Consider the following 22,267-nt stretch of genomic DNA (forward strand, 5'->3'; position numbering starts at 1 on the left):
TGTCCTGTTTGAGCGGGCTTGTGCCGCGAACCGACCGCAAACCGGGCTCGAATCCCAAGATCAATCAGGCATCTTGTCGACCCGCTTATCTCCAATCCCATCCGCTCCCAAGGCCGGACTCACTCCGGGCGGGAGAACTCGCACAGCGCGCCGGTGGCCCCGTGGGCATAGGCGGCGAGCAGGCTGTTCATGAAATTCGAAATAAACATTGTCATGGCTCCTGTAATGAGAGGTTGTCCCATCGTCCTTCAAGAGGGCATGATGTGCACTTAGATTGGTTGTATACAATCCATTGAACAAATCTACTGGCTGGCCCTTCGATCCTCCTTGACGCACGTCAGCGAGGGGGAAACAGGTTTCAGGCAGTCTCGCAATTGATAAAACCCTGCCAAGGAGATTCACGATGTTTGCGAAAGCTGTAGCGGTATCCCTGCTGACCCTCGCCAGCGCCTCTGTCTTCGCAGCCGAGTGCTCGGTGACTGTCGAGTCCACCGACCAGATGTCCTACACCACCAAGGAATTCACCGTAGACAAGAGCTGCAAGGAGTTCACCGTCAAGCTGACCCACTCGGGCAACCTGCCGAAGAACGTCATGGGCCACAACCTGGTGATCAGCAAGACTGCCGACATGCAGGCCATCGCCACCGAAGGCATGTCCCAGGGCCTGGACAAGGACTACCTGAAGGCCGATAACGCCAACATCATCGCCCACACCAAGATGATCGGCGCGCCGGAGAAGGAAACCGAGGTGAAGTTCGACACTTCCAAGCTGGAAGCCGGTGGTGACTACAGCTTCTTCTGCACCTTCCCGGGCCACATCTCGATGATGAAGGGCAAGGTCATCGTCAAGTAAGCAAAACCTGACGCAGTGCCTCGTGTGGGGGCGGGCTTGCCCGCGAATGCGACGGTGGATTCATCATCGCATTCGCAGGTAAACCCGCTCCCACCGTTCGTTCTACCGTTTATTACGGCGCGAACGGCAGCTCGCGCTTGTGCTGGGTCTTGCGGTAGGTGGCGACGATGATGTCGAACGCTTCCTGGCGCACCGGCTCGCCATGCAGGAACGCATCGATTTCCTGATAGGTCACACCGTGGGAGGCTTCGTCCGGCTTGCCCGGCGCAAGGTCCTCCAGGTCTGCGGTCGGCACCTTCTCCACCAGCGCCTCGGGTGCGCCGAAACTGCGGGCGATATCGCGAACCTGGTTCTTCACCAGCCCGCTCAGCGGCGCCAGGTCGCAGGCACCATCACCAAACTTGGTAAAGAAGCCCATGACCGCTTCAGCCGCGTGGTCGGTACCAATCACCAGCCCTGCGCGGGCGCCGGCGATGGCGTACTGGGCCACCATGCGCATGCGTGCCTTGACGTTGCCCACCACGAAATCCACCAACGTTGGCGAGCCGCCTTCCAGGGCCTTGGTTTCGTTTGCCAGGGCGCGCACCGCCGGGGCGATGTCGACGGTGTGGACTTCGTCGGCCTTGATGACCTCCAGGCAGGCCTGGGCATCGTGCTCGTCGTGCTGCACCTGATACGGCAGGCGCACGGCGATGAAGCGGTAGGTCTCGTCGCCGGTCTCGGCACGCAGCTCGTTGATGGCGCGTTGGGCGAGCAGGGCGGCGGTCAGCGAGTCGACCCCGCCGCTGATGCCCAGAACCAGCGTCTTGAGCCGGGCATTGGCCAGGCACTGCTTGATGAAGGCCACGCGCCGGGCGACTTCGGCCTCGAGCGCAGCGGCATCGGCGAACGGCGGCTGCACCTTGAGCTGCTGGGCAATCTCTCGCTGAACGGCTTGCATGGGTTACTCCTTGCTGGGGACTTTGAATACGTGACGCAGGTAGGCGACGAAGTTTGCGTCTCGGCATTGGGTCTTGGCGGCTTCGTCGGAAATCTTGGCCACCGGCGAGCCATTGCAGTCGGTCATTTTAAGCACGATGCTCATGGGCGCCACCCCAGGGATGTCGCATGTCAGGTTGGTGCCGATGCCGAAACTCACATTGATGCGACCGCGCAGGGCGCGGAAGATTTCCAGCGAGCGGGTCAGGTTCAGCCCGTCGGAGAACACCAAGGTCTTGGTCATCGGGTCGATGCCCAGTTTCTGGTAGTGGGCAATGGCTTTTTCCGCCCAGGCCACCGGCTCGCCGGAATCGTGGCGCAGGCCGTCGAAGAGCTTGGCGAAATACAGGTCGAAATCATTCAGGAAAGCATCCATGGTGATGCAGTCGGTCAGGGCGATACCCAACAGCCCGCGGTATTCGCGTACCCAGCAGTCCAGGGCGGCGATCTGGCTGTCGATCAGCCGCGGGCCGAGCTGCTGGTGGGCCATGATCCATTCGTGGGCCATGGTGCCCAGGGGTTTTACGTCCAATTTCCAGGCCAGGTCGACATTGCTGGTGCCCACGAAGCGCGCCGGGAAGTCATCGCGCAGCACCTTCACCACTTCTTCCTGTACGCGGCTGGAGAAACGCCGGCGGGTGCCGAAGTCGGCGACCTGCAGTGCGGCCAGCTCCTCGGCGGTGGCATGGGCACGTAGCCAGTCGAACTTGCGGTAGAGCTGGTCGCGCGCTTCGGCCAGGCGCATGCGCGGGTGCAGATGGCGGTTGCGCACTTCGCTGACGATCGCCAGCAGGGGCACTTCGAAGAGGATCACATGCAGCCAGGGGCCACGCAGGCGTAGGCACAGCTGGTCGTGCTCGATGCCGATGCGCACGTAGCGCAGGTTGAAGCGGAACAGGCGCAGAAAGCGCAGGAAGTCAGGCTTGAGGAAGCTGATGCGTTCGAGGAACTCCAGCTGGCCATCGTCGAGGGTGAGGTCGCTGAGCAGTTCGATCTGATTGCGGATCTCGCCCAGGTAGGGGCGCAGGTCCTCGCCGTTGCGGCAGCGGAATTCCCATTCCACGTCGGCATCCGGGTAGTTGTGCAGGACGGCCTGCATCATGGTCAGCTTGTAGAAGTCGGTGTCGAGCAGGTTGTGCACGATGCGCTCGGCAAATGCGCTCTCGCTCATTGAAAGGCTCCAGGTGGCGGCGCTCGCGTAATGAAGGCGAGCGCGCTGAATGCGGGCCATTGTGCCAGTCTTTTGGCTGTCATTGTGTCGGCGGCCTTGTAGGAGGTGCGGCGGTCCGACGTGTCCCGCGATTGGCCGGTCCTGCGATCACGATTGATGGCAAGGGCTTGGCCCTCGATCGCGGGCCCAGCCTGCTCCTACAAAGGGCACGGCACACATCGACCTATTTCCCAGCCTTGAAACGGTGCCGCCTGTAGCAGTCGCGCACTATCAGTGTGCAGTTCGGTGACGTTCGCTGTTACAGGGTGGTTGCACGTAAACACTTGCCCTGGTTGCAATGATGGCGCTGCATGGTTGCGCCTTGTCTAGGGAAGAGGGTGGCGACGTGCCTGTGGCAGACGGTTGCACGCTCAATAAAGAAAAGGCCGTCGGTCGCCTCTGGCCTGCCGCATGGGTGCGTTTTGCGCAAGGACAAAACCTCTGGCACGCCGCTTGCTCTGAGCTTGATGCTGAAAGTTGTAGTGCCAACCAAAAAAACTCTAAGGAGCACCACCTCATGTCGCAGACGTTCTACAAGAAAGGTTTCCTGGCGCTCGCCGTCGCTTCGGCACTGGGTGTCTCTTCGTTTGTTCAAGCCGACGTCAAGATCGGCGTCGCGGGCCCGATGACCGGAGCCAACGCAGCGTTTGGCGAACAGTACATGAAAGGTGCCCAGGCGGCCGCCGACAAGATCAACGCCGCCGGCGGGGTGAACGGCGAGAAGATCGTCCTGGTCAAAGGGGACGATGCTTGCGAGCCGAAGCAGGCCGTGGCCGTGGCCAACCGCCTGGTCGACCAGGACAAGGTGATCGGCGTGGTCGGCCACTTCTGCTCCTCCAACACCATTCCCGCTTCCGAGGTCTACGACGAAGCCGGCGTGATCGCCATCACCCCAGGTTCCACCAACCCGCAGGTCACCGAGCGTGGCCTGAGCGCCATGTTCCGCATGTGCGGCCGTGACGACCAGCAGGGCATCGTCGCCGGCGACTACATCGTCGATGTGCTCAAGGGCAAGAAGGTCGTGGTCCTGCATGACAAGGACACCTATGGCCAGGGCCTGGCCGACGCCACCAAGGCACAACTCGAGAAACGCGGCGTGAAGCCGGTGCTGTACGAAGGCCTGACCCGTGGCGAGAAGGATTTCAGCGCCGTGGTCACCAAGATCCGCGCCGCCGGTGCCGATGTCGTCTATTTCGGCGGCCTGCACCCGGAAGCCGGCCCGCTGGTACGCCAGCTGCGCGAGCAGGGCCTGAAGGACGTCAAGTTCATGTCCGACGACGGCATCGTCACCGACGAACTGGTGGCCACTGCCGGTGGCGCCCAGTACGTCAATGGCGTGTACATGACCTTCGGCGCCGACCCGCGCCTGCTGCCCGACAGCAAGGCGGTGGTGGAGGAGTTCCGCAAGGCCGGCACCGAGCCTGAAGGCTACACCCTGTACGCCTATGCCTCCTTGCAGGCCCTGGCCGCCGCATTCAACGGCGCCAAGTCGAACAAGGGCGAAGACGCCGCCGAATGGCTCAAGGCCAACCCGGTCAAGACCGTCATGGGCGAGAAGAAGTGGGACAGCAAGGGCGACCTGACCGTCTCCGACTACGTGGTCTACCAGTGGGATGCCAACGGCAAGTACCACCAGCTGGAAAAACAAAAATAAAAATGGCGACCGGCCCGGATGCGCAGTGCTCCGGGCCATAGCCCCGCGGTACCTGTCTTTATCCGTAGATCTGCACAGTTCTGCGCTGCGAGGGCCGCTTCAGCGGTGGTCCGCCGTGGTCGGCGCTCGTGCAATCTCAATCAGGTGAGATTGCGTTATGGATGGTATTTTCCTGCAGCAACTGATCAATGGGCTGACCCTCGGGTCTGTCTATGGTCTGATCGCCATCGGCTACACAATGGTCTATGGCATCATCGGCATGATCAACTTCGCGCACGGCGAGGTGTATATGATCTCCGCGTACCTCGCGGCGATCAGCCTGGCATTGCTGGCCTATTTCGGTATCGAGTCGTTTCCGCTGCTGATGTTGGGAACCTTGTTGTTCACCATCGTCGTGACCGGCGTCTACGGCTTCACCATCGAGCGCATCGCCTACAAGCCCCTGCGTAACTCCACCCGCCTGGCACCCTTGATCAGTGCCATCGGCATCTCGCTGATCCTGCAGAACTACGCGCAGATCAGCCAGGGCGCCCGCCAGCAAGGCGTGCCGACCCTGCTCGAAGGCGCTGTACGCGTCGAAGTGGGCACCGGTTTCGTGCAGCTGACCTACACCAAGATCTTCATCCTGGTGGCGGCCTTCATCGGGATGGCCCTGCTCACCTATGTCATCAAGTACACCAAGCTCGGCCGCATGTGCCGTGCCACCCAGCAAGACCGCAAGATGGCCTCGATCCTGGGGATCAACACCGACCGGGTGATCTCCTACGTGTTCGTCATCGGCGCGGTGATGGCCGCCCTGGCTGGCGTGCTGATCACCATGAACTACGGCACCTTCGACTTCTATGCCGGCTTCATCATCGGCATCAAGGCGTTCACCGCCGCGGTGCTCGGCGGGATCGGCTCGCTCCCCGGCGCCATGCTTGGCGGCATCATCCTGGGGATCTCCGAGTCGCTGTTCTCCGGCCTGATCAACTCCGACTACAAGGACGTGTTCAGTTTCTCGCTGCTGGTGATGATCCTGATCTTCCGTCCCCAGGGCCTGCTGGGTCGCCCGCTCGTGGCTAAGGTGTGAACATGTCTGCTGCCAATCCTGTTTCGCCCAATACTGTTTCTTCCGGTTTCGACATCAAGCGCAGCCTGCTGGAGACCATCGTCGCGGGCCTGCTCGCCCTGATCGTCTTCGGCCCCGTGGTCGGCGTGGTGCTCGATGGCTACAGCTTCAACGCCGAGCCTCGCCGCGTGGCTTGGCTGGTCGGCGGCGTGATGCTCGGGCGCTTCCTGCTCAGCCTGTACCTGCAGACCGCCCGCGGGCAGCGCATGCTCCAGGGCTTCGAAAGCGGCGGCTCGGGGGTGCATGTGCTGGCGCCGGACTACAAGTCGCGGCTGCGCTACATCATCCCGGCGCTGATCGTCATCGCCATGGTCTTCCCGATCTTCGCCAACAAGTACCTGCTCACGGTGGTCATCCTCGGCTTGATCTACGTGCTGCTGGGCCTGGGCCTGAACATCGTGGTGGGCCTGGCCGGCCTGCTCGACCTGGGCTATGTGGCGTTCTACGCCATCGGCGCCTACGGCCTGGCCCTGGGCTACCAGTACCTGGGCCTGGGCTTTTGGAGCGTGCTGCCGCTGGCGGCGATCGCGGCAGCGTTGGCCGGGTGTATCCTCGGTTTCCCGGTGTTGCGCATGCACGGCGACTACCTGGCGATCGTGACCCTGGGCTTCGGCGAGATCATCCGCCTGGTGCTGAACAACTGGCTGTCGTTCACCGGCGGCCCGAACGGCATGCCGGCGCCTGCACCGACCTTCATGGGCCTGGAGTTCGGGCGCCGGGCCAAGGACGGTGGGGTGCCGTTCCATGAGTTCTTCGGCATCGACTACAACCCCAACCTGAAATTCCTCTTCATCTACGTGGTGCTGTTCCTGGTGGTGCTGGCGGTGTTGTACATCAAGCACCGGCTGACCCGCATGCCGGTCGGCCGCGCCTGGGAAGCCTTGCGCGAAGACGAGATCGCCTGCCGCTCCATGGGCCTGAACCATGTGCTGGTCAAGCTCTCGGCTTTCACCATCGGCGCCTCCACCGCAGGCCTTGCCGGGGTGTTCTTCGCCACCTACCAAGGCTTCGTCAACCCGTCCTCGTTCACCTTCTTCGAGTCTGCGCTGATCCTGGCCATCGTGGTGCTGGGCGGCATGGGCTCGACCGTGGGCGTGGTGATCGCGGCGTTCGTGCTGACCGTGGCACCGGAGCTTCTGCGCAGCTTCTCCGAATACCGGGTGCTGCTGTTCGGCGTACTGATGGTGTTGATGATGATCTGGCGACCTCGCGGGTTGATCCGTATCAGCCGCGCCGGTGTGGTCCCGCGTAAAGGAGTGGCGCCATGAGCGACGATATCATTCTCTCGGTCGACAACCTGATGATGCAGTTCGGCGGCATCAAGGCGCTCAGCGATGTCAGCCTGAAGGTCCGGCGCAACCAGATCTTCGCCCTGATCGGCCCCAACGGAGCCGGCAAGACCACTGTGTTCAACTGCCTCACCGGCTTCTACAAGGCCAGTGGCGGGCGCATCGAGCTGAATGTGCGCGGCGGCAAGACCAACGTCATCCAGCTGCTGGGCGAGCGCTTCCAGCCGGGCGACTTCGTGTCGCCGGCGCGTTTCGCCAACCGCATGTACTACAAGATGTTCGGCGGTACCCACCTGGTCAACCGCGCCGGGTTGGCCCGCACGTTCCAGAACATCCGGCTGTTCAAGGAAATGTCGGTGGTGGAAAACCTGCTGGTGGCCCAGCACATGTGGGTCAACCGCAACCTGCTGGCCGGTGTGCTCAATACCAAGGCCTACCGCAAGGCCGAGAGCGATGCCCTGGACCATGCGTTCTACTGGCTGGAAGTGGTCGACCTGGTCGATTGTGCCAACCGCTTGGCGGGCGAATTGTCCTACGGCCAGCAGCGCCGTCTGGAAATCGCCCGGGCCATGTGCACCCGGCCGAAGATCATCTGCCTGGACGAGCCGGCCGCTGGCCTCAACCCCCAGGAAACCGAGGCGCTCAGCCGCATGATCCGGGTGTTGCGCGACGAGCACGACATCACCGTGGTGCTGATCGAACACGACATGGGCATGGTCATGAGCATTTCCGACCACATCGTGGTGCTCGATCATGGCAACGTGATCGCTGAAGGCGCCCCGCAGGACATCCGCAACAACCCGACGGTGATCGCCGCCTACCTGGGTGCCGACGAAGAGGAACTGGTATGAGTGCACCCATTCTCGAGCTCAAGGACCTGGACGTGTTCTACGGGCCGATCCAGGCCCTGAAGAAAGTCAGCATGCACATCAACGAAGGCGAGACGGTGAGCCTGATCGGGGCCAATGGCGCCGGCAAGTCGACCCTGCTGATGTCGATCTTCGGCCAGCCGCGGGCGGCGTCGGGGCATATCGTCTACCGCGGTACCGATATCACCCGCAAGTCGTCGCACTACATCGCCTCCAACGGCATTGCCCAGTCGCCGGAAGGGCGCCGGGTGTTCCCCGACATGACCGTCGAGGAGAACCTGATGATGGGGACCATCCCCATCGGCGACAAGCATGCCGATGCGGACATGCAGCGCATGTACGAGCTGTTTCCGCGGTTAAAGGAACGCCGCAATCAGCGGGCCATGACCATGTCCGGCGGCGAGCAGCAGATGCTCGCCATCGCCCGGGCGTTGATGAGCCGGCCCAAGCTGTTGCTGCTCGACGAGCCATCGCTGGGGCTGGCGCCGATCGTGGTCAAGCAGATCTTCTCGACCTTGCGCGAACTGGCCCAGAGCGGGATGACCATCTTCCTGGTGGAGCAGAACGCCAACCATGCGTTGAAGCTGTCCGACCGGGCCTATGTGATGGTCAACGGGCAGATCCGCATGAGCGGGACAGGTAAGGAACTGCTGGCCAACGAGGAGGTGCGTAACGCCTACCTGGGCGGGCACTGACCAATGGCCTGATGCCGGCAAGCCGGCTCCCACAGGGTAGGGCAGCATTACACGTGTGGGAGATTCTATGGTTGTGGGCAAGCCGGCTCCCACTGGTGCAGCGCCAACCACACCCTGTGGGAGCCGGCTTGCCGGCGATGAAGACAACCCTTTACCCAAAGCCAGATCGCATCCCAGTGTGGGTAATCACCATGCACTCAACCAGCCCTGCTCGCTCAGGATTCATGATGCTGTTGCCCGTTCTGGCCAATCGCCGGCAAGCCGGCTCCCACAGGCCCTGTGTACGCTTGTTGCGGGAGGTCACCCAGCCCTTTGGGCTGCGCTGTCGAGCAAAGAACAACGGCCAGTGCTGACCCTCTGTGGGAGTCGGCTTGCCGGCGATTGGGCACTTGGGTTCTCGTATGTGGACAACTTGTCGCACACCTTGCTTGAAGCTTCGTAAAACTGCTTCGCAAGTCATTGTTTCCACAGGCTTCGCTTTGTCCACGGATCGTGTGGAACCGGCTGTGGAAAACATGGTGGCATGTGGCGCAAAGCCTTTGGCATCAAGGGTTGTAGTGATCTGTACGTTTTTTGACCAAAAGCATTCCGTGGGTGATTTCCCCTTGCTTTCAAGCACCTGGGGCGACGTGCGGCTGCCTGGGAAAAGCTGTGGATAACTCTGTGCAAAAGCCTTGGACAGACCGCTGCAGGCGCCGCCGCTGAAAGCCTTGGGCCATCATGGCAAGGCGCTTTCGGCAGCCTGCCTGGGAAAAAACGTTCCGCTGCATGGACAACTTGCCCCCAATCCGTGGGGAAAGCCTTGTGGATAACGTGCGCATAGGTGCATTCGAGGCCTCTGCCACAAGGGTTTCGGCGATCTGGCTATTTCTTGATCAGCTGTTGGATTGGCTTGCTGGCAATCGCGCTGGCGGGCATGCTGCAAGCCTGCCTACGAACTTATCCACCTGAAAGGAGATCAGCATGACGTCCACCGTATTCATTACCGGCGCCACTTCCGGGTTCGGTGAAGCCACTGCCCGACGTTTCGCCGAGGCTGGCTGGAAGCTGGTGCTCACCGGTCGACGCAAGGAGCGCCTGGATGCCCTGTGCGCCGAGCTGTCGGCCCAGACCGAAGTGCATGGCCTGGTGCTCGATGTGCGTGACCGCAAGGCCATGGAGCAGGCCATCGGCAACCTGCCGCCGGCGTTCGACAAGCTGCGCGGGCTGGTCAACAACGCGGGCTTGGCCCTGGGCGCGGAGCCTGCACAGAACTGTGACCTGGACGATTGGGAAACCATGGTCGACACCAACATCAAGGGGCTGATGTACACCACCCGGCTGTTGCTGCCGCGCCTGATCGCCCATGGCCGTGGCGCGAGCATCCTCAATGTGGGGTCGGTGGCGGGTAACTATCCCTATCCGGGCAGCCATGTGTACGGCGGCACCAAGGCCTTCGTCGGGCAGTTCTCCCTGAGCCTGCGCTGCGACCTGCGTGGCACGGGCGTGCGCGTCAGCAACATCGAGCCGGGGCTGTGCGAAAGCGAGTTTTCGCTGGTGCGCTTCGGCGGGGACCAGGCGCGCTACGACGCGACCTACGCGGGTGCCGAGCCGATCCAGCCACAGGACATCGCCGAGACCATCTTCTGGATCCTCAACCAGCCGGCGCACATCAATATCAACAGCCTGGAGTTGATGCCGGTGAGCCAGGACTGGGCAGGGTTCTCGATCGATCGGTCGGCCAAGCAGTAGGCCGGCACAAGACCTGTGGGAGATCACCCAGCCCTTCGGGGTGTGCTCCCACAGGTAACGTGCAATCGTTCAGGCCAGGCGCTGCAAGCCTTCCAGGCAGGTCGCCAGGTGGTAGGGCGTGGTCGAGGGCATGTCATGCCGGCTCACCGCGCCATTGCCGTCGCGGCATTCGTGCCAGCCGCCTGCATGCAGGAACCGTTCTTCCAGCGCGTGCAACTGGGCCTGCACCTTGCCCTCGTTGCCCGGCCGCAGGGCCAGTGCCCGCAGGTATTCGGCCTGGGCCCAGATGCGTTGGGTCGGGTCGAGCACCCGGCCGTCCACATCCAGCATGGCCAGCACCGCCGAATCCTTGACCCCATGGCGCTCGGCATAGTCGAACGCCCGGGTGATGGAGGCGTGCAGCGCGCTTTCACGCAACAGCGGCGAAGTATCGAGCAAATAGAACCATTCGAACTGGTGGCCTGGTTCGAACCAGTTATCCACAGCCCCACGGGGTTTTTCCAGCATCAGGCCGTGGGCCGGGTCGATGAAGTGGGCTTGCAGGGCCTCGCACAGGTGCAATAGGGCCTGGCGGGTAGGGTCATCGTCGCGTACCGCCAAGGTTTGCAGGAAGGCCTCGGCCAGGTGCATTTGCGGGTTCTGCAACGGGCCGCTGCCCAGGTCCGACCAATCCTCGCCCAGGCTCGCCTCGTACAGCCCGTCGTCACGGGCGAAGCGCTCGGCGACGATGCCCAGGGCCGCGTTCAGCGCCGATTCCACCAACCCTTCGCGCACCTTGCCCCAGTAATGGGCGCAGGCGAAAACGATGAAGGCATGGGTGTAGAGGTCCTTGCGCCGGTCCAGCGGCCGGCCTTCGGCGTCGATGCTGTAGAACCAGCCGCCGTGCTCGGCATCATGGAAATGCCGTTGCAGGGAGCGGAACAGCGCTGCAGCACGTTCGGCCGCACCTGGTTGCTCGATACGGCAGCTGAACAGGTACAGCTGGCGGGCGCAGGCCATGGCCCGGTAGCGTTGGACCGGCATCGGCCGGTGCGCACTGTCGAGCGCCTCGAAGGGCAGGGCCAGCTCGGCATTCCAGCCCGGGCCTTGCCACAGCGGCACGATGCGCTCGGCGAAATGCTGGTTGAAGCGGGCCAGTTCGGGCAGGGTTTGGCAGGGGTTGGGCATGAAGGCGCTCGTCGCTATCGGGCAGTGCGCCATGGTAGCAGAACGGGGTTGCGGGTTGCTTGCGCTGCCCCAATCGCCGGCAAGCTGGCTTCCATAGAACAGCGCATAACTACTTGATTTTGCGGACCCTTGTGAGAGCCGGCTTGCCGGCGATTGGGCTGACGCTGTTCAGCCTGGGTTGCCGAGCCCTTGCCAGTGTCGTGCGCCGACGAAGATGAAGCGCAGCTGCTGGGTGATCTTTTCCTGGGGCGTCAGTGTTTGCGGATTGTCGGGGTCGGGACAATCGATCAGTTCCGGCAAGGTGGCGAACACGGTCTTGACCACCAGGTCGGCCATGACCGCCAGGGCCGCGCTGTCCAGGTGCTGCCAGCGGGACATGCGGGCAAGGTCGGTGGCCAGGTCGTCGCTGATGTCCTGGCGCAGGCGGGCGATGGCCTGGCGCACGGCCTGGGAGCCGCCGTACTGCTCGCGGGCCAGGAACAGGAACTGGGCGCGGTGCGCGGCGACCACATCGAGGAAGATGCGCACCGAGGCATCGGTGATGCCACCGAGCTCGAATTCGTTGTGCCGCACCAGACGGATGGTCTGGCGGAAGGTGGCATCGACTTCGGCGACCAGAGCCAGGCCCAGCGCGTCCATGTCGGGAAAGTGGCGGTAGAAGCCCGTGGGCACGATGCCGGCGGCCTTGGCCACCTCGCGCAGGCTGATGCTGCCGAAGCCCCGGCCGCTCTCCATGAGCTGGCAGGCGGCATCCAGCAGGGCCTGGCGGGTCTGTAGCTTCTGTTCAGCGCGCGGCAGCATGGGGCGGATTCTGTGGCTATACGGCTGGGCACTCTAGATAAAAAAACGAAGCCCGGTCAATGGACCGGGCTTGGAGGGGAACAGCCAGCGCAGGAAGGGTTATTGTTCTTGGCCATGGCGATCAGCTCATGCGGCTGAGTTCGATCAGGCGATCGGAACCACCCTCGGCAACGCGGTTGTTACGCTCGATCAGGCGATCGGAACCACCCTCGGCAACGCGGTTGTTACGCTCGATCAGGCGATCGGAACCGCCTTCGGCAACGCGGTTGTTACGTTCGATCAGGCGATCGGAGCCGCCTTCGGCAACGCGGTTGTTACGCTCGATCAGGCGATCGGAGCCGCCTTCGGCGACGCGGTTGTTACGCTCGATCAGGCGATCGGAACCGCCTTCGGCGACGCGGTTGTTACGCTCGATCAGGCGATCGGAACCGCCTTCGGCGACGCGGTTGTTACGCTCGATCAGGCGATCGGAGCCGCCTTCGGCGACGCGGTTGTTACGTTCGATCAAACGATCGGAGCCACCTTCTGCCAGGGTGTTCAGCGGTTGCGAAACAGTGGCGGCGCTGGAGCGCGACTCGGCGTTCAGGTGTTGTTCCTCGGCCGGCAGGGCGAAGGCGTTGGCGGCAAGGGCAGACAGGGCAAGGCTCAGCAGCAGGTGGCGTTTCATGATCTCGGTGCTCCTCTGGGGGGCTGGGAAAGTGGGTACGAGGCCAATGCTACGCTTGGTAACTCCAGAGAGAAGTTCATACGGATAATGGTAACAATCGACGGCATTGATACAGCGAAAGAAGGCTCTGGCTCGAGGCTTTCAGGGCCTTGAGGAAACGTGTGGGCCTGGCAATGGTCCGGTGACAGCCGACCAAAAGCTGAGAAAGGCGCCAGGAAAATCTCCGTTATCATCGCCATCGATAAAACCCAGCGGGTTTTCATCAGTCCGAAATACTATGTGCCCCGTCGCACCCGCTTTGTGCCATGCAGTCAGGAGAATCACGCAATGACGCGTCCCATCCGAATCCTCACCTGGATCCTCACCAGCCTGTTGACCCTGCTGGCGATACTGGTGGTGGTGATCGCCACATTCGACTGGAACCGCGTCAAGCCGCTGCTCAACGAGAAGGTGTCCGAAGCCCTGCACAGGCCATTCGCGATCAATGGCAACCTTGCCGTGCAGTGGCGCCGCGAACCCGAGGAAGGCGGCTGGCGGGCCTGGGTGCCCTGGCCGCATTTCATTGCCGAGGACCTCACCCTGGGCAACCCCGACTGGCTCGAGGAGCCACGCATGGTCGGCCTGGAGCGCGTGGCCTTCCGCCTGGCGCCGGTGCCGCTGGTGTTCCAGCAGATCGTCATTCCGCGCATCGACCTCACCAAGCCGACCGCGAGCCTCACTCGCCTGGCCGACGGCCGCGCCAACTGGACCTTCGATTTCGGGCCCAAGGACGAGAACGCCGAGCCATCCAACTGGGTGCTGGACATTGGCGCCATCGGCTTCGATCAAGGCAACGTGCGTTTCGACGACCAGACCCTCAAGACCCGCATGAAGGTGCAGATCGACCCCTTGGGCAAGCCGATCCCGTTCAGCGAGATCGTCGGCAAGGCCAGCGCCGAGAAAGCCGGTGGCGCCCAGGACTACGCCTTCGGCCTGAAGGCCCAGGGCACCTACAAGGGCCAGGCCGTGTCCGGCACCGGCAAGATCGGTGGCCTGCTGGCCTTGCAGGACGCCAGCCAGCCATTCCCGCTGCAGGCCGATGCACGCATCGGTGATACCCGGGTGGCGCTCGCTGGCACCCTGACCGATCCGCGCAACCTCGGCGCGCTGGATCTGCGCCTGCGTTTGTCCGGCAGCAGCCTGGGCAACCTCTACCCGCTGACCGGCGTGACCCTGCCCGATACCCCGGCCTATGCCACCGATGGCCACCTGATTGCCAACCTGCACGAGCCCGTGGGTGCGCGGTTCCGCTATGAAGGCTTCAACGGCAAGATCGGCGACAGCGATATCCATGGCGATCTGGCCTTCGTCGCCAGCAAGCCACGGCCCAGGCTCTCCGGCACGCTGGTGTCCAACCAGCTGCTGTTCAAGGACCTGGCGCCGCTGATCGGCGCTGACTCCAACGCCGAGCAGAAGGCCCGCGGCGGGGCGAGCAAGCAGCCAGCAGGCAAGGTGCTGCCGGTGGAGGAATTTCGTACCGAACGCTGGCGGGCCATGGATGCCGACGTCACCTTCAGCGGCAAGCGCATCGTTCACAGTGAGCAACTGCCGTTCAAGGACCTGTCTGCCCATGTGGTCCTGGAGGATGGCGTGCTGCGCCTGGAGCCCCTGCGTTTTGGCGTGGCCGGCGGCAACCTGAATTCGAACATCCGCCTGGATGGCCGCAGCGTGCCGCTGCAGGGCAGGGCACGGTTGTCGGCCCGTGGCTTCAAGCTCAAGCAGTTGTTCCCGACCTTCGCACCGATGCAGACCAGCTTCGGCGAGCTCAACGGTGATGCCGACCTGAGTGGGCGCGGCAATTCGGTGGCGGCCTTGCTGGGCACCTCGAACGGTGACCTGAGCCTGCTGATCAACGACGGGGCCATCAGCCGCAGCCTGATGGAGATCGCCGGGCTCAACGTGGGCAATTATGTGCTGGGCAAGCTGTTCGGCGACGAGGAAGTGAAGATCAACTGCGCGGCGGCCGATGTCGGCATCAAGGATGGCCTGGCGACTACGCGGCTGTTCGTCTTCGACACCGAGAACGCGATCATCTATGTCAACGGCACGGCGAATTTCGCCAGTGAACAGCTGGACCTGAAGATCACGCCTGAGTCCAAGGGGGTGCGGCTGTTCTCGCTGCGTTCGCCGCTTTATGTGCGCGGCACCTTCGCCAACCCGCGCGCCGGGGTGCAAGCGGTACCGCTGGCGTTGCGTGGGGCGGGGATGGTTGCCCTGGGCGTGGCCATCGGGCCGGCGGCGGGGCTGCTGGCGCTGATCGCGCCCAGTGGGGATGTGCCCAACCAGTGCACGCCCTTGCTCGAGCGGATGAAGGCGGGCAAGGCGCCGGCTGCGGTGAAGGGCAGGAAATAGTGCAAGAGGGCCACTTGCGGCCCTTTTCGCTGCACAAGGCCGCGCCTACAGGTCCTGCACGGTATCTGTAGGAGATTCTATGGTTGTGGGCAAGCCGGCTCCCACTGGTGCAGCGCCAACCACACCCTGTGGGAGCGGCCTTGTGCCGCGAAAGGGCTGCAAAGCAGCCCCAGCGATCTACAACCCTTTCAGTAGGTCCGCCATGTCGTCGGCATGCTCTTCTTCCTGGGCCAAGATCTCTTCGAAGATGCGCCGTGTGGTCGGGTCCTTCTCGCCGATGTACTGGATGATCTCGCGGTAGCTGTCGATGGCGATGCGCTCGGCCACCAGGTCTTCCAGCACCATTTCCTTCAAAGAATTACCCGCCACGTACTGGGCGTGGGCGTTCTGGCTCAGGTTGTCCGGGTTGAAGTCCGGTTCGCCACCGAGCTGAACGATGCGCTCGGCCAGCTTGTCGGCGTGCTCGGCTTCCTGGTTGGCATGTTCGAGGAATTCGTCGGCCGCTACGCTGGCCTTGATGCCGCTGGCCATGAAGTAGTGGCGCTTGTAGCGCAGGGTGCACACCAGCTCCGTGGCCAGGGCCTCGTTGAGCAGGCGCAGGATCTTGTCGCGGTCGGCACTGTAGCCTTCGGTCACGGCGCCTTGCTCGACGTGTTGCCGCGCTCGCTCGCGCAGGGTCTGCACGTCGGTCAGTTCAGTCGTGTTCATGGTCATCTCCGAAAGGATCAGGTGGGTCACGGTCAATCTGGGAGGGCTCAGGCGCCGGGGACGGCCTCGCGGTCCTCTTCTCGTTGCTTGCAGGTCTTGAAGCCCTTGGCGTCGACATGGCCGGTGGCATCGAAGCGCACGTAGTACGGCTGCTGGTGGCCGTCACGGTTGAGGATGTAGTCGTTGCAGGTGCCGCCATTGGGCAGGTCGGTGGCGCTCGAAGGGCTGCCGCCGATGGCGATGACCTTCTGCATGGTCATGCCGTTTTCCACCTGCTTGACCAGCGGCTCGTCCCGGTAGGTCACGTAGTCCACCGGGTTTTCCGGGTGGCTGCCGCAGCCGGCCAGGGCCGCGCTGGTCAAAAGAATTGCCAGGGTCTGCTTGTACATGGTCCCGCTCCTTGCTCAGGGGTATGTTCTGGTTTGGAACCGCACCGCGCGCCAGGAGTTCGATTGCGATGGCCGGACCCTGCGCGGTAGTGTTGGGCGCATCGCCCAGGAGAGGAGAGGGGAGGGAGCCATGAACCAGGTGTTGGCCACGCGCTACCCGTTGGTGCTGGTACCGGGCATGCTCGGTTTCGTGCGGGTGCTGCTCTACCCCTACTGGTTCGGCATCGTGCCGGCGCTGCGCCGGGGCGGAGCGCAGGTGTTCCCTGTGCAGGTCTCGCCGCTGCATTGCAGCGAGCTGCGTGGCGAGCAGTTGCTGGCGATCATCGAGGATATCTGCCGGCGTACCGGTGCCGAGCGGGTCAACCTGATCGGCCATAGCCAGGGCGCCTTGAGCGCCCGCTACGCCGCGGCCCAGCGCCCGGACCGGGTGGCCTCGGTGACTTCGGTGGCGGGCCCCAACCAGGGGTCGGAGCTGGCCGACTACCTCGAGCGCAAGGCGCCAGGCGATTCACCCCAGGGGCGGCTGCTCAAGGCGGCCTTGCATGCCCTGGCCGTGTTGCTGGTGTGGCTGGAGACCGGCTGGCGCCGCGACCCGCTGCCCATCGATGTGCACGCCTCGCACCAGTCCTTCACCACGGCCGGGGTCGCCCGCTTCAACCAGGCGTATCCACAGGGCTTGCCGACGACCTGGGGCGGCGAAGGCGCCTATGAGGTCGATGGCGTGCGCTATTACTCCTGGTCTGGGACCTTGCAGCCCGGGCGCACCGACCAGGGGCGCAACCGCTTCGATGGCAGCAACCGCTTCTGCCGCCTGTTCGCCCGTACCTTCGTACGGGAACGGGGCCAGTGCGATGGCATGGTCGGGCGCTACAGCTCGCACCTTGGCCAGGTGATCGGCGACGACTATCCATTGGACCACCTGGATATCGTCAACCAGTCCCTCGGCGCCGTAGGCAAGGGCGCCGACCCGGTGCGCTTGTTCACCGAGCATGCCGCAAGGCTCAAGGCCGCGGGGCTGTAGTGACCTTGCGCAGCGGCGTGGTCCAGCGCTCGGCAAGCAGCACGCCCAGCAGCGTCAGCACGCCGCCGTACAGGTGGTAGCTGGCCAGGCGCTCGTCCAGCACCAGGGCGGCGATCACCGCAGTGACCACCGGCAGCAGGTTGAAGAACAGCGTGGTACGGCTCGGGCCCAGACGATGCACGGCCTGCATCCACACCCGGGGGGCGACCATCGAAGCGAGGACGCAGGCATACAGCACCAGGCCGATGTTGTGCGCGTTCAGGCCGGTCTTCGGTGACAGCACGAACAACGGCAGCAGCACGATGATCGCCACCAGCACCTGCAAGTACAGCAGTTGCATCGCGGGCACGCGCAGTTGCCATTTCTTCAGCAGGAAGCTGTACAGCGCATAAGCGAAGGTGGCCACCAGCATCATCAGGTCGCCGCTGTTCAGGCCTTGGTGCAGCAGCGCTGCGGGTTGGCCTGCCGAGACCACTTCCAGTACGCCGAAGAATGACACCAGGGCACCGAACAGCGCACCGAAGGTCAGCCGCTGGCCCAGCCAGGCGATGGCCAGGGCCAGCGACATCAACGGCATCAGCGAGAGAATGATGCCCATGTTGGTGGCACTGGTGATGCCGGCGGCGAAGTAGGCCAGGCTCTGGTACAGGGCCATGCCCAACACGCCAAGGACGAAGATCTTGCCCAGGTGCGGGGCGATGGCCGCGCGGTTGCGCCAGACCTGAGGCAAGAGGAACGGGGTAAACAGCAGGCCGGCCAGCAACCAGCGGTAGAAGCCGATTTCCGCAGGGTAGATAGCGCCTGCGGACATCTTGGTGACCACGGTATTGCCGGCCCAGATGAGGATCGCAAGCAGGGGGAACAGGTAATTCATGTGGCGGTGGATCTCTTGGTGTCGCGAGGTTTTGGGGCTGCCGCGAAAGGGGCACGCGGCGGCGCCGACTGGCAGTCATTATCCCTTGTCTGTCCATATGCCTATACTTGCAAACGGACAATTCACCCCACGAAGCAGCCAACATGGCCCGCAAATACCTCGACATCCCGACCTTCGATCAGCTCCCGGCCCCGGTGTACTTCCGCTATGACGAGTTCAGCGCCGACACCCACAGCGCCCCGCACCGTCATCCCTGGGGCCAGCTCAACTATGCTGCCCACGGCGTCATGCACCTGGATGTCGAGGGACAGCGCTTCGTCTCGCCGCCGCATTATGCCGTGTGGGTACCGCCGGGCATCGAGCATGGTTGCTACAACCCCCAGGCCATCGTCTATCGTTCGGTCTATCTAGACCGGGAATTGTGCCAGGGCTTGCCGACGGCCCCTTGTAGCCTGGTCATCAGCGACATCCTCAAGGCCATCCTCGGCGACTTCGCCCAGCGCGACCTCAAGGTGGCGCGGGACGAGCGCGACCAGCGCCTGGTCCAGGTACTGCTCGACCAACTGCACTTGGCGCCGACCCAGCGCTGCTACCTGCCCTTCGCCCGCAGCGAGGGCCTGCGCCAGGTGCTCGACGCCCTGCATGCCGAGCCCGGGGACAACCGCCCGCTGGCCGACTGGGCCAGCCAGGTGTTCGTCAGCGAACGGACCCTGGCGCGCCAGTTTCTGCGTGAGTTGGGGATCAGCTTCGGCGAGTGGCGCCTGCGCCTGCGGTTCCTGCGCGCGATCGAGGCGCTGGAGGCGGGCTTGCCGATTCAGGCCATTGCCTTTGACCTCGGCTACAGCACTGCCTCGGCGTTCATCGCCATGTTCCAGCGCCAGGCCCATTGCACGCCGGAGCAGTACCGGCGGCGGGCGCGCATGGGCTGATCAGGGAGTGACAAAATTTGTCTACACTCTGCTCGACGACCGCGCACACAGCGTGGAGACAAGGAGACCGCTTCATGAAGATGCTGCACGTACCATTGCTGGTATTGGGTGTGATGATCAGCGCGCAGGGATTCGCCGCCACTGCGCAGCAAGAAAAAATGAAGACCTGCAACGCCGAAGCCACCGCGCAAACCCTCAAGGGTGACGAGCGCAAGGCGTTCATGAGCAAATGCCTGAAGGCCACCCAGCAGGAGAAGATGAAGACCTGTAACGCCGATGCCACCACCAAGGCCCTCAAGGGCGATGAGCGCAAGGCCTTCATGAGCGACTGCCTCAAGAAGAAGTGACCTGTGCCTATGTTTGTACGGCGAAGGCTGGCAGACTGCGGTTCTTTCCCGTTGTCTGCCGTTGAGGCTGTATGACCTTCACCCCCCGCCAGGTCACCCTGGCCAGCTGGATCATCGTGTTTGCCGGCCTGCTGCTGGCGTTGCCCCTGAAACTGTTACCCAGCCTGTTGGCCGGCCTGCTGGTGTTCGAGCTGGTCAACATGCTCACCCCCCGGTTGCAACCGGTCATTGCTGGGCAGCGTGCGCGCTGGCTGGCCGTGGCCCTGCTCGGCACCCTGGTGGTCAGCACCCTGACCCTGCTGATCGCGGGTGCTTTCAGCTTCCTGCTGCACGAGGCGGAAAACCCCGGCGCTTCGCTGGACAAGTTCATGGGCCTCGTCGAGCGCGCCCGCAGCCAGTTGCCGCCGTTCATCGAAGGCTACCTGCCGGCCAGCGCCGCCGAGTTCAAGGTGGCCATCGGCGACTGGCTCAAGAGCCACCTGGGCGAGCTGCAGTTGGTGGGCAAGGGCATGGCGCACATGTTCGTCACCTTGCTGATCGGCATGATCCTGGGCGCCATCGTCGCCCTGCAGCGTATCCCCGACATCTCCCGGCGCAAGCCATTGGCCGCGGCGCTGTTCGAGCGCCTGAGCCTGTTGGTGCAGGCGTTTCGCAACATCGTTTTCGCGCAGATCAAGATTTCTTTGCTCAACACCTTCTTCACCGGGATCTTCCTGGCCGTGGTGTTCCCGCTGTTCGGCGTGCACCTGCCGCTGACCAAGACCCTGATCGTGCTGACCTTCCTGCTGGGCCTGCTGCCGGTGATCGGCAACCTGATGTCCAACACGCTGATCACCATCGTCGGTTTGTCGCTGTCGATCTGGGTGGCGGTGGCGGCACTGGGCTACCTGATCGTGATCCACAAGGTCGAGTATTTCCTCAACGCGAGGATCGTCGGCGGGCAGATCAGTGCCAAGTCGTGGGAGCTGTTGCTGGCGATGCTGGTGTTCGAGGCGGCGTTCGGGTTGCCAGGGGTGGTGGCGGGGCCGATCTACTATGCCTACCTCAAGAGCGAGCTGAAGCGGGCGGAGTTGGTCTGAGCGATGGCTGGGGCCGCTTTGCGGCCCTTTCGCGTCTGCAGGAGCGGCCTTGTGCCGCGAAAGGGCTGCGCAGCAGCCCCAACAACATCAGGCTACGCCGTAGCGCTTGCGCGCCTCGATCGCCAAGCCGCTGCCGATGCTGCCGAAGATATTGCCTTCGACATGGCGGGCATTGGGCAGCATCGCTGCCACGCTGTTGCGCAGTGCCGGGATACCGCTGGAGCCGCCGGTGAAGAACACCGTGTCCACTTGCCCCTCGCTCACGCCGGCCTTGTTCAGCAGTTCGCTGACGCTACCGCGCACCCGCTCCAGCAGCCCCTCGATGGCCTCCTCGAACAGCGCACGGGTCAGGTCCACGGCCAGTGCCGGCTCGATGCGGCCCAGGTCGATGCGCCGGCTTTCGTGCTCGGTCAGCTCGATCTTGCTCGCTTCCACTTCCATGGCCAGCCAGTGCCCGGCACGTTCCTCGATCAGCTTGAACAGCCGATCTATCCCCAAGGTGTCCTCGATGTCGTAGCGCATGCTGCCCAGGGCCAGTTGCGATTTCTGCGAATACAGCGAGTTGATGGTGTGCCAGGTCGCCAGGTTGAGGTGGTAGCTGGTGGGCATCAAGGCCTGGCTCTTCATTCGGCTGCCATAGCCGAACAACGGCATCACGCCCTGCAGGCTCAGTTGCTTGTCGAAGTCGGTACCGCCGATGTGCACGCCGCCCGTGGCGAGGATGTCGCTCTGGCGCTCGGCCAGCAAATGGCGCTCCGGCGACAGGCGGATCAGGGTGAAGTCGGAGGTACCACCGCCGATGTCGACGATCAGTACCAGCTCTTCGCGGCTGATGCCCGACTCATAGTCGAAGGCTGCGGCGATCGGCTCGTACTGGAACGAGACCTCCTTGAAACCGATCTTGCGGGCCACCTCGGCCAGGGTGTCCTCGGCCTCCTGGTCGGCTGCCGGGTCTTCGTCGACGAAGAACACCGGGCGGCCCAGTACCACTTCGTCGAAGCTACGGCCGGCGCTGGCCTCGGCGCGCTTCTTCAACTCGCCGATGAACATGCCCAGCAGGTCCTTGAACGGCAGGGCGGTACCCAGCACGCTGGTATCATGCTTGATCAACTTGGACCCAAGCAGGCTCTTGAGCGAACGCATCAGGCGCCCTTCGTAGCCCTCCAGGTATTCGTGCAGGGCCAGGCGGCCGTAGACCGGGCGACGCTCCTCGATGTTGAAGAAGACCACCGAGGGCAGGGTGATCTTGCCGTCTTCCAGGGCGATCAGCGATTCCACGCCGGGGCGGTGCCAGCCGACCGTGGAATTGGAGGTGCCGAAGTCGATGCCACAGGCACGGGCCGGGGATACGTCAGACATGGGGAGCAGCTTCCGGAGGCAAAACGGCCGCGCAGTTTATGCCAGTGGCCAGCTAAATCAAGACCGGTCGTCTGCTCTGCAGCAACCCCAGGCGAACCTTGAAAGGCTATGCTTGACCCCAATCTTCAGAAACATCGTAAAAATT

Annotated in this window: 21 protein-coding genes; 12 read left to right on the top strand and 9 right to left on the bottom strand. The window is 63.4% G+C overall.

Annotation, left to right across the window (positions count from 1 at the left end; all coding sequences use genetic code 11):
• The first annotated feature begins 403 nt into the window (after positions 1-403).
• The gene (azu, locus tag ACNFG0_RS02965; RefSeq protein ID WP_196145035.1) at positions 404-853 is read left to right on the top strand and encodes an azurin; all 450 of its coding nucleotides are present in this window, start codon (positions 404-406) and stop codon (positions 851-853) included.
• A 112-nt stretch (positions 854-965) separates the two neighbouring features.
• On the opposite strand, the gene nadE is transcribed toward azu, so the two are convergent.
• Both nadE and pncB read right to left on the bottom strand, forming a co-directional pair.
• Complete coding sequence (gene nadE / locus ACNFG0_RS02970; RefSeq protein ID WP_196154804.1) at positions 966-1,793, bottom strand: ammonia-dependent NAD(+) synthetase; 828 nt, start codon at positions 1,791-1,793, stop codon at positions 966-968.
• A 3-nt stretch (positions 1,794-1,796) separates the two neighbouring features.
• The gene (gene pncB, locus ACNFG0_RS02975) at positions 1,797-3,002 is read right to left on the bottom strand and encodes a nicotinate phosphoribosyltransferase (RefSeq protein WP_416763978.1); all 1,206 of its coding nucleotides are present in this window, start codon (positions 3,000-3,002) and stop codon (positions 1,797-1,799) included.
• Positions 3,003-3,558: 556 nt separating this feature from the next.
• Between pncB and ACNFG0_RS02980 the strand changes: the two genes are divergently transcribed.
• The 6 genes from ACNFG0_RS02980 to ACNFG0_RS03005 all read left to right on the top strand — a co-directional run bounded on the left by ACNFG0_RS02980 (position 3,559) and on the right by ACNFG0_RS03005 (position 10,390).
• Positions 3,559-4,695 (top strand): branched-chain amino acid ABC transporter substrate-binding protein, encoded by a 1,137-nt coding sequence (locus tag ACNFG0_RS02980; RefSeq protein ID WP_196145032.1) that lies wholly within the window; start codon positions 3,559-3,561, stop codon positions 4,693-4,695.
• Between the two features lie 157 nt (positions 4,696-4,852).
• Entirely contained in the window at positions 4,853-5,767 is a 915-nt protein-coding gene (locus ACNFG0_RS02985) for an ABC transporter permease subunit (RefSeq protein ID WP_084854233.1), read from the top strand.
• Between the two features lie 2 nt (positions 5,768-5,769).
• Positions 5,770-7,074, top strand: coding sequence for a high-affinity branched-chain amino acid ABC transporter permease LivM (livM, locus tag ACNFG0_RS02990; RefSeq protein ID WP_196145030.1), 1,305 nt, complete (start codon positions 5,770-5,772; stop codon positions 7,072-7,074).
• Positions 7,071-7,946, top strand: a complete 876-nt coding sequence (locus tag ACNFG0_RS02995; protein ID WP_084854238.1) for an ATP-binding cassette domain-containing protein — start codon at positions 7,071-7,073, stop codon at positions 7,944-7,946. Before livM ends, ACNFG0_RS02995 begins: the two co-directional genes overlap by 4 nt.
• Positions 7,943-8,659, top strand: coding sequence for an ABC transporter ATP-binding protein (locus ACNFG0_RS03000; protein WP_084854241.1), 717 nt, complete (start codon positions 7,943-7,945; stop codon positions 8,657-8,659). Before ACNFG0_RS02995 ends, ACNFG0_RS03000 begins: the two co-directional genes overlap by 4 nt.
• A 963-nt stretch (positions 8,660-9,622) precedes the next feature.
• On the top strand, positions 9,623-10,390 hold the full coding sequence (locus ACNFG0_RS03005; RefSeq protein WP_196145029.1) for an SDR family oxidoreductase: 768 nt from the start codon (positions 9,623-9,625) through the stop codon (positions 10,388-10,390).
• A gap of 69 nt (positions 10,391-10,459) precedes the next feature.
• Here the strand turns inward: ACNFG0_RS03005 and ACNFG0_RS03010 are convergent, their stop codons facing one another.
• From ACNFG0_RS03010 to ACNFG0_RS03020, 3 genes are all read right to left on the bottom strand, one after another.
• A complete protein-coding gene (locus ACNFG0_RS03010) occupies positions 10,460-11,557 on the bottom strand; it encodes an AGE family epimerase/isomerase (protein ID WP_416763979.1) in 1,098 nt (365 codons plus the stop codon).
• A 168-nt stretch (positions 11,558-11,725) separates the two neighbouring features.
• Complete coding sequence (locus tag ACNFG0_RS03015; protein WP_196145027.1) at positions 11,726-12,358, bottom strand: TetR family transcriptional regulator; 633 nt, start codon at positions 12,356-12,358, stop codon at positions 11,726-11,728.
• Between the two features lie 121 nt (positions 12,359-12,479).
• A complete protein-coding gene (locus tag ACNFG0_RS03020; protein ID WP_416763980.1) occupies positions 12,480-13,025 on the bottom strand; it encodes a phage infection protein in 546 nt (181 codons plus the stop codon).
• 327 nt (positions 13,026-13,352) lie between these two features.
• Here ACNFG0_RS03020 and ACNFG0_RS03025 point away from each other — a divergent pair, with 327 nt between their 5' ends.
• Positions 13,353-15,416 carry an AsmA family protein gene (locus ACNFG0_RS03025; protein WP_416763981.1) on the top strand — a complete coding sequence of 688 codons (2,064 nt, stop codon included), beginning with the start codon at positions 13,353-13,355 and terminating at the stop codon, positions 15,414-15,416.
• A gap of 177 nt (positions 15,417-15,593) precedes the next feature.
• On the opposite strand, the gene ACNFG0_RS03030 is transcribed toward ACNFG0_RS03025, so the two are convergent.
• On the bottom strand, positions 15,594-16,124 hold the full coding sequence (locus tag ACNFG0_RS03030; protein WP_196146970.1) for a ferritin-like domain-containing protein: 531 nt from the start codon (positions 16,122-16,124) through the stop codon (positions 15,594-15,596).
• A 47-nt stretch (positions 16,125-16,171) separates the two neighbouring features.
• Positions 16,172-16,513, bottom strand: coding sequence for an osmotically-inducible lipoprotein OsmE (gene osmE, locus ACNFG0_RS03035; RefSeq protein WP_084854257.1), 342 nt, complete (start codon positions 16,511-16,513; stop codon positions 16,172-16,174).
• A gap of 130 nt (positions 16,514-16,643) precedes the next feature.
• Here osmE and ACNFG0_RS03040 point away from each other — a divergent pair, with 130 nt between their 5' ends.
• Positions 16,644-17,534, top strand: coding sequence for an esterase/lipase family protein (locus ACNFG0_RS03040; protein ID WP_416763982.1), 891 nt, complete (start codon positions 16,644-16,646; stop codon positions 17,532-17,534).
• Here ACNFG0_RS03040 and ACNFG0_RS03045 read toward each other — a convergent pair.
• On the bottom strand, positions 17,515-18,408 hold the full coding sequence (locus ACNFG0_RS03045; RefSeq protein ID WP_196154813.1) for a DMT family transporter: 894 nt from the start codon (positions 18,406-18,408) through the stop codon (positions 17,515-17,517). The two genes, ACNFG0_RS03040 and ACNFG0_RS03045, sit on opposite strands and share 20 nt — an antisense overlap.
• A 143-nt stretch (positions 18,409-18,551) precedes the next feature.
• Between ACNFG0_RS03045 and ACNFG0_RS03050 the strand changes: the two genes are divergently transcribed.
• The 3 genes from ACNFG0_RS03050 (at position 18,552) to ACNFG0_RS03060 (ending at position 20,763) form a co-directional block, all read left to right on the top strand.
• Entirely contained in the window at positions 18,552-19,337 is a 786-nt protein-coding gene (locus ACNFG0_RS03050) for an AraC family transcriptional regulator (protein WP_196146967.1), read from the top strand.
• A 74-nt stretch (positions 19,338-19,411) separates the two neighbouring features.
• Positions 19,412-19,684 (top strand): PsiF family protein, encoded by a 273-nt coding sequence (locus ACNFG0_RS03055; protein WP_416763983.1) that lies wholly within the window; start codon positions 19,412-19,414, stop codon positions 19,682-19,684.
• A 71-nt stretch (positions 19,685-19,755) separates the two neighbouring features.
• Positions 19,756-20,763 carry an AI-2E family transporter gene (locus ACNFG0_RS03060; RefSeq protein WP_084854268.1) on the top strand — a complete coding sequence of 336 codons (1,008 nt, stop codon included), beginning with the start codon at positions 19,756-19,758 and terminating at the stop codon, positions 20,761-20,763.
• 87 nt (positions 20,764-20,850) lie between these two features.
• On the opposite strand, the gene ACNFG0_RS03065 is transcribed toward ACNFG0_RS03060, so the two are convergent.
• Complete coding sequence (locus ACNFG0_RS03065) at positions 20,851-22,122, bottom strand: Hsp70 family protein (RefSeq protein ID WP_196146965.1); 1,272 nt, start codon at positions 22,120-22,122, stop codon at positions 20,851-20,853.
• Positions 22,123-22,267 lie beyond the last annotated feature (145 nt).

The sequence above is a fragment of the Pseudomonas sp. NY15372 genome (assembly GCF_048068215.1).
Lineage (GTDB): Bacteria > Pseudomonadota > Gammaproteobacteria > Pseudomonadales > Pseudomonadaceae > Aquipseudomonas > Aquipseudomonas guariconensis_A.

Bases quoted from the DNA above. Each gene is read 5' to 3' on its own strand.
- azu (WP_196145035.1), top strand. From the start codon at position 404: ATGTTTGCGAAAGCTGTAGCGGTATCCCTGCTGACCCTCGCCAGCGCC.
- nadE (WP_196154804.1), bottom strand. From the start codon at position 1,793: ATGCAAGCCGTTCAGCGAGAGATTGCCCAGCAGCTCAAGGTGCAGCCG.
- pncB (WP_416763978.1), bottom strand. From the start codon at position 3,002: ATGAGCGAGAGCGCATTTGCCGAGCGCATCGTGCACAACCTGCTCGAC.
- ACNFG0_RS02980 (WP_196145032.1), top strand. From the start codon at position 3,559: ATGTCGCAGACGTTCTACAAGAAAGGTTTCCTGGCGCTCGCCGTCGCT.
- ACNFG0_RS02985 (WP_084854233.1), top strand. From the start codon at position 4,853: ATGGATGGTATTTTCCTGCAGCAACTGATCAATGGGCTGACCCTCGGG.
- livM (WP_196145030.1), top strand. From the start codon at position 5,770: ATGTCTGCTGCCAATCCTGTTTCGCCCAATACTGTTTCTTCCGGTTTC.
- ACNFG0_RS02995 (WP_084854238.1), top strand. From the start codon at position 7,071: ATGAGCGACGATATCATTCTCTCGGTCGACAACCTGATGATGCAGTTC.
- ACNFG0_RS03000 (WP_084854241.1), top strand. From the start codon at position 7,943: ATGAGTGCACCCATTCTCGAGCTCAAGGACCTGGACGTGTTCTACGGG.
- ACNFG0_RS03005 (WP_196145029.1), top strand. From the start codon at position 9,623: ATGACGTCCACCGTATTCATTACCGGCGCCACTTCCGGGTTCGGTGAA.
- ACNFG0_RS03010 (WP_416763979.1), bottom strand. From the start codon at position 11,557: ATGCCCAACCCCTGCCAAACCCTGCCCGAACTGGCCCGCTTCAACCAG.
- ACNFG0_RS03015 (WP_196145027.1), bottom strand. From the start codon at position 12,358: ATGCTGCCGCGCGCTGAACAGAAGCTACAGACCCGCCAGGCCCTGCTG.
- ACNFG0_RS03020 (WP_416763980.1), bottom strand. From the start codon at position 13,025: ATGAAACGCCACCTGCTGCTGAGCCTTGCCCTGTCTGCCCTTGCCGCC.
- ACNFG0_RS03025 (WP_416763981.1), top strand. From the start codon at position 13,353: ATGACGCGTCCCATCCGAATCCTCACCTGGATCCTCACCAGCCTGTTG.
- ACNFG0_RS03030 (WP_196146970.1), bottom strand. From the start codon at position 16,124: ATGAACACGACTGAACTGACCGACGTGCAGACCCTGCGCGAGCGAGCG.
- osmE (WP_084854257.1), bottom strand. From the start codon at position 16,513: ATGTACAAGCAGACCCTGGCAATTCTTTTGACCAGCGCGGCCCTGGCC.
- ACNFG0_RS03040 (WP_416763982.1), top strand. From the start codon at position 16,644: ATGAACCAGGTGTTGGCCACGCGCTACCCGTTGGTGCTGGTACCGGGC.
- ACNFG0_RS03045 (WP_196154813.1), bottom strand. From the start codon at position 18,408: ATGAATTACCTGTTCCCCCTGCTTGCGATCCTCATCTGGGCCGGCAAT.
- ACNFG0_RS03050 (WP_196146967.1), top strand. From the start codon at position 18,552: ATGGCCCGCAAATACCTCGACATCCCGACCTTCGATCAGCTCCCGGCC.
- ACNFG0_RS03055 (WP_416763983.1), top strand. From the start codon at position 19,412: ATGAAGATGCTGCACGTACCATTGCTGGTATTGGGTGTGATGATCAGC.
- ACNFG0_RS03060 (WP_084854268.1), top strand. From the start codon at position 19,756: ATGACCTTCACCCCCCGCCAGGTCACCCTGGCCAGCTGGATCATCGTG.
- ACNFG0_RS03065 (WP_196146965.1), bottom strand. From the start codon at position 22,122: ATGTCTGACGTATCCCCGGCCCGTGCCTGTGGCATCGACTTCGGCACC.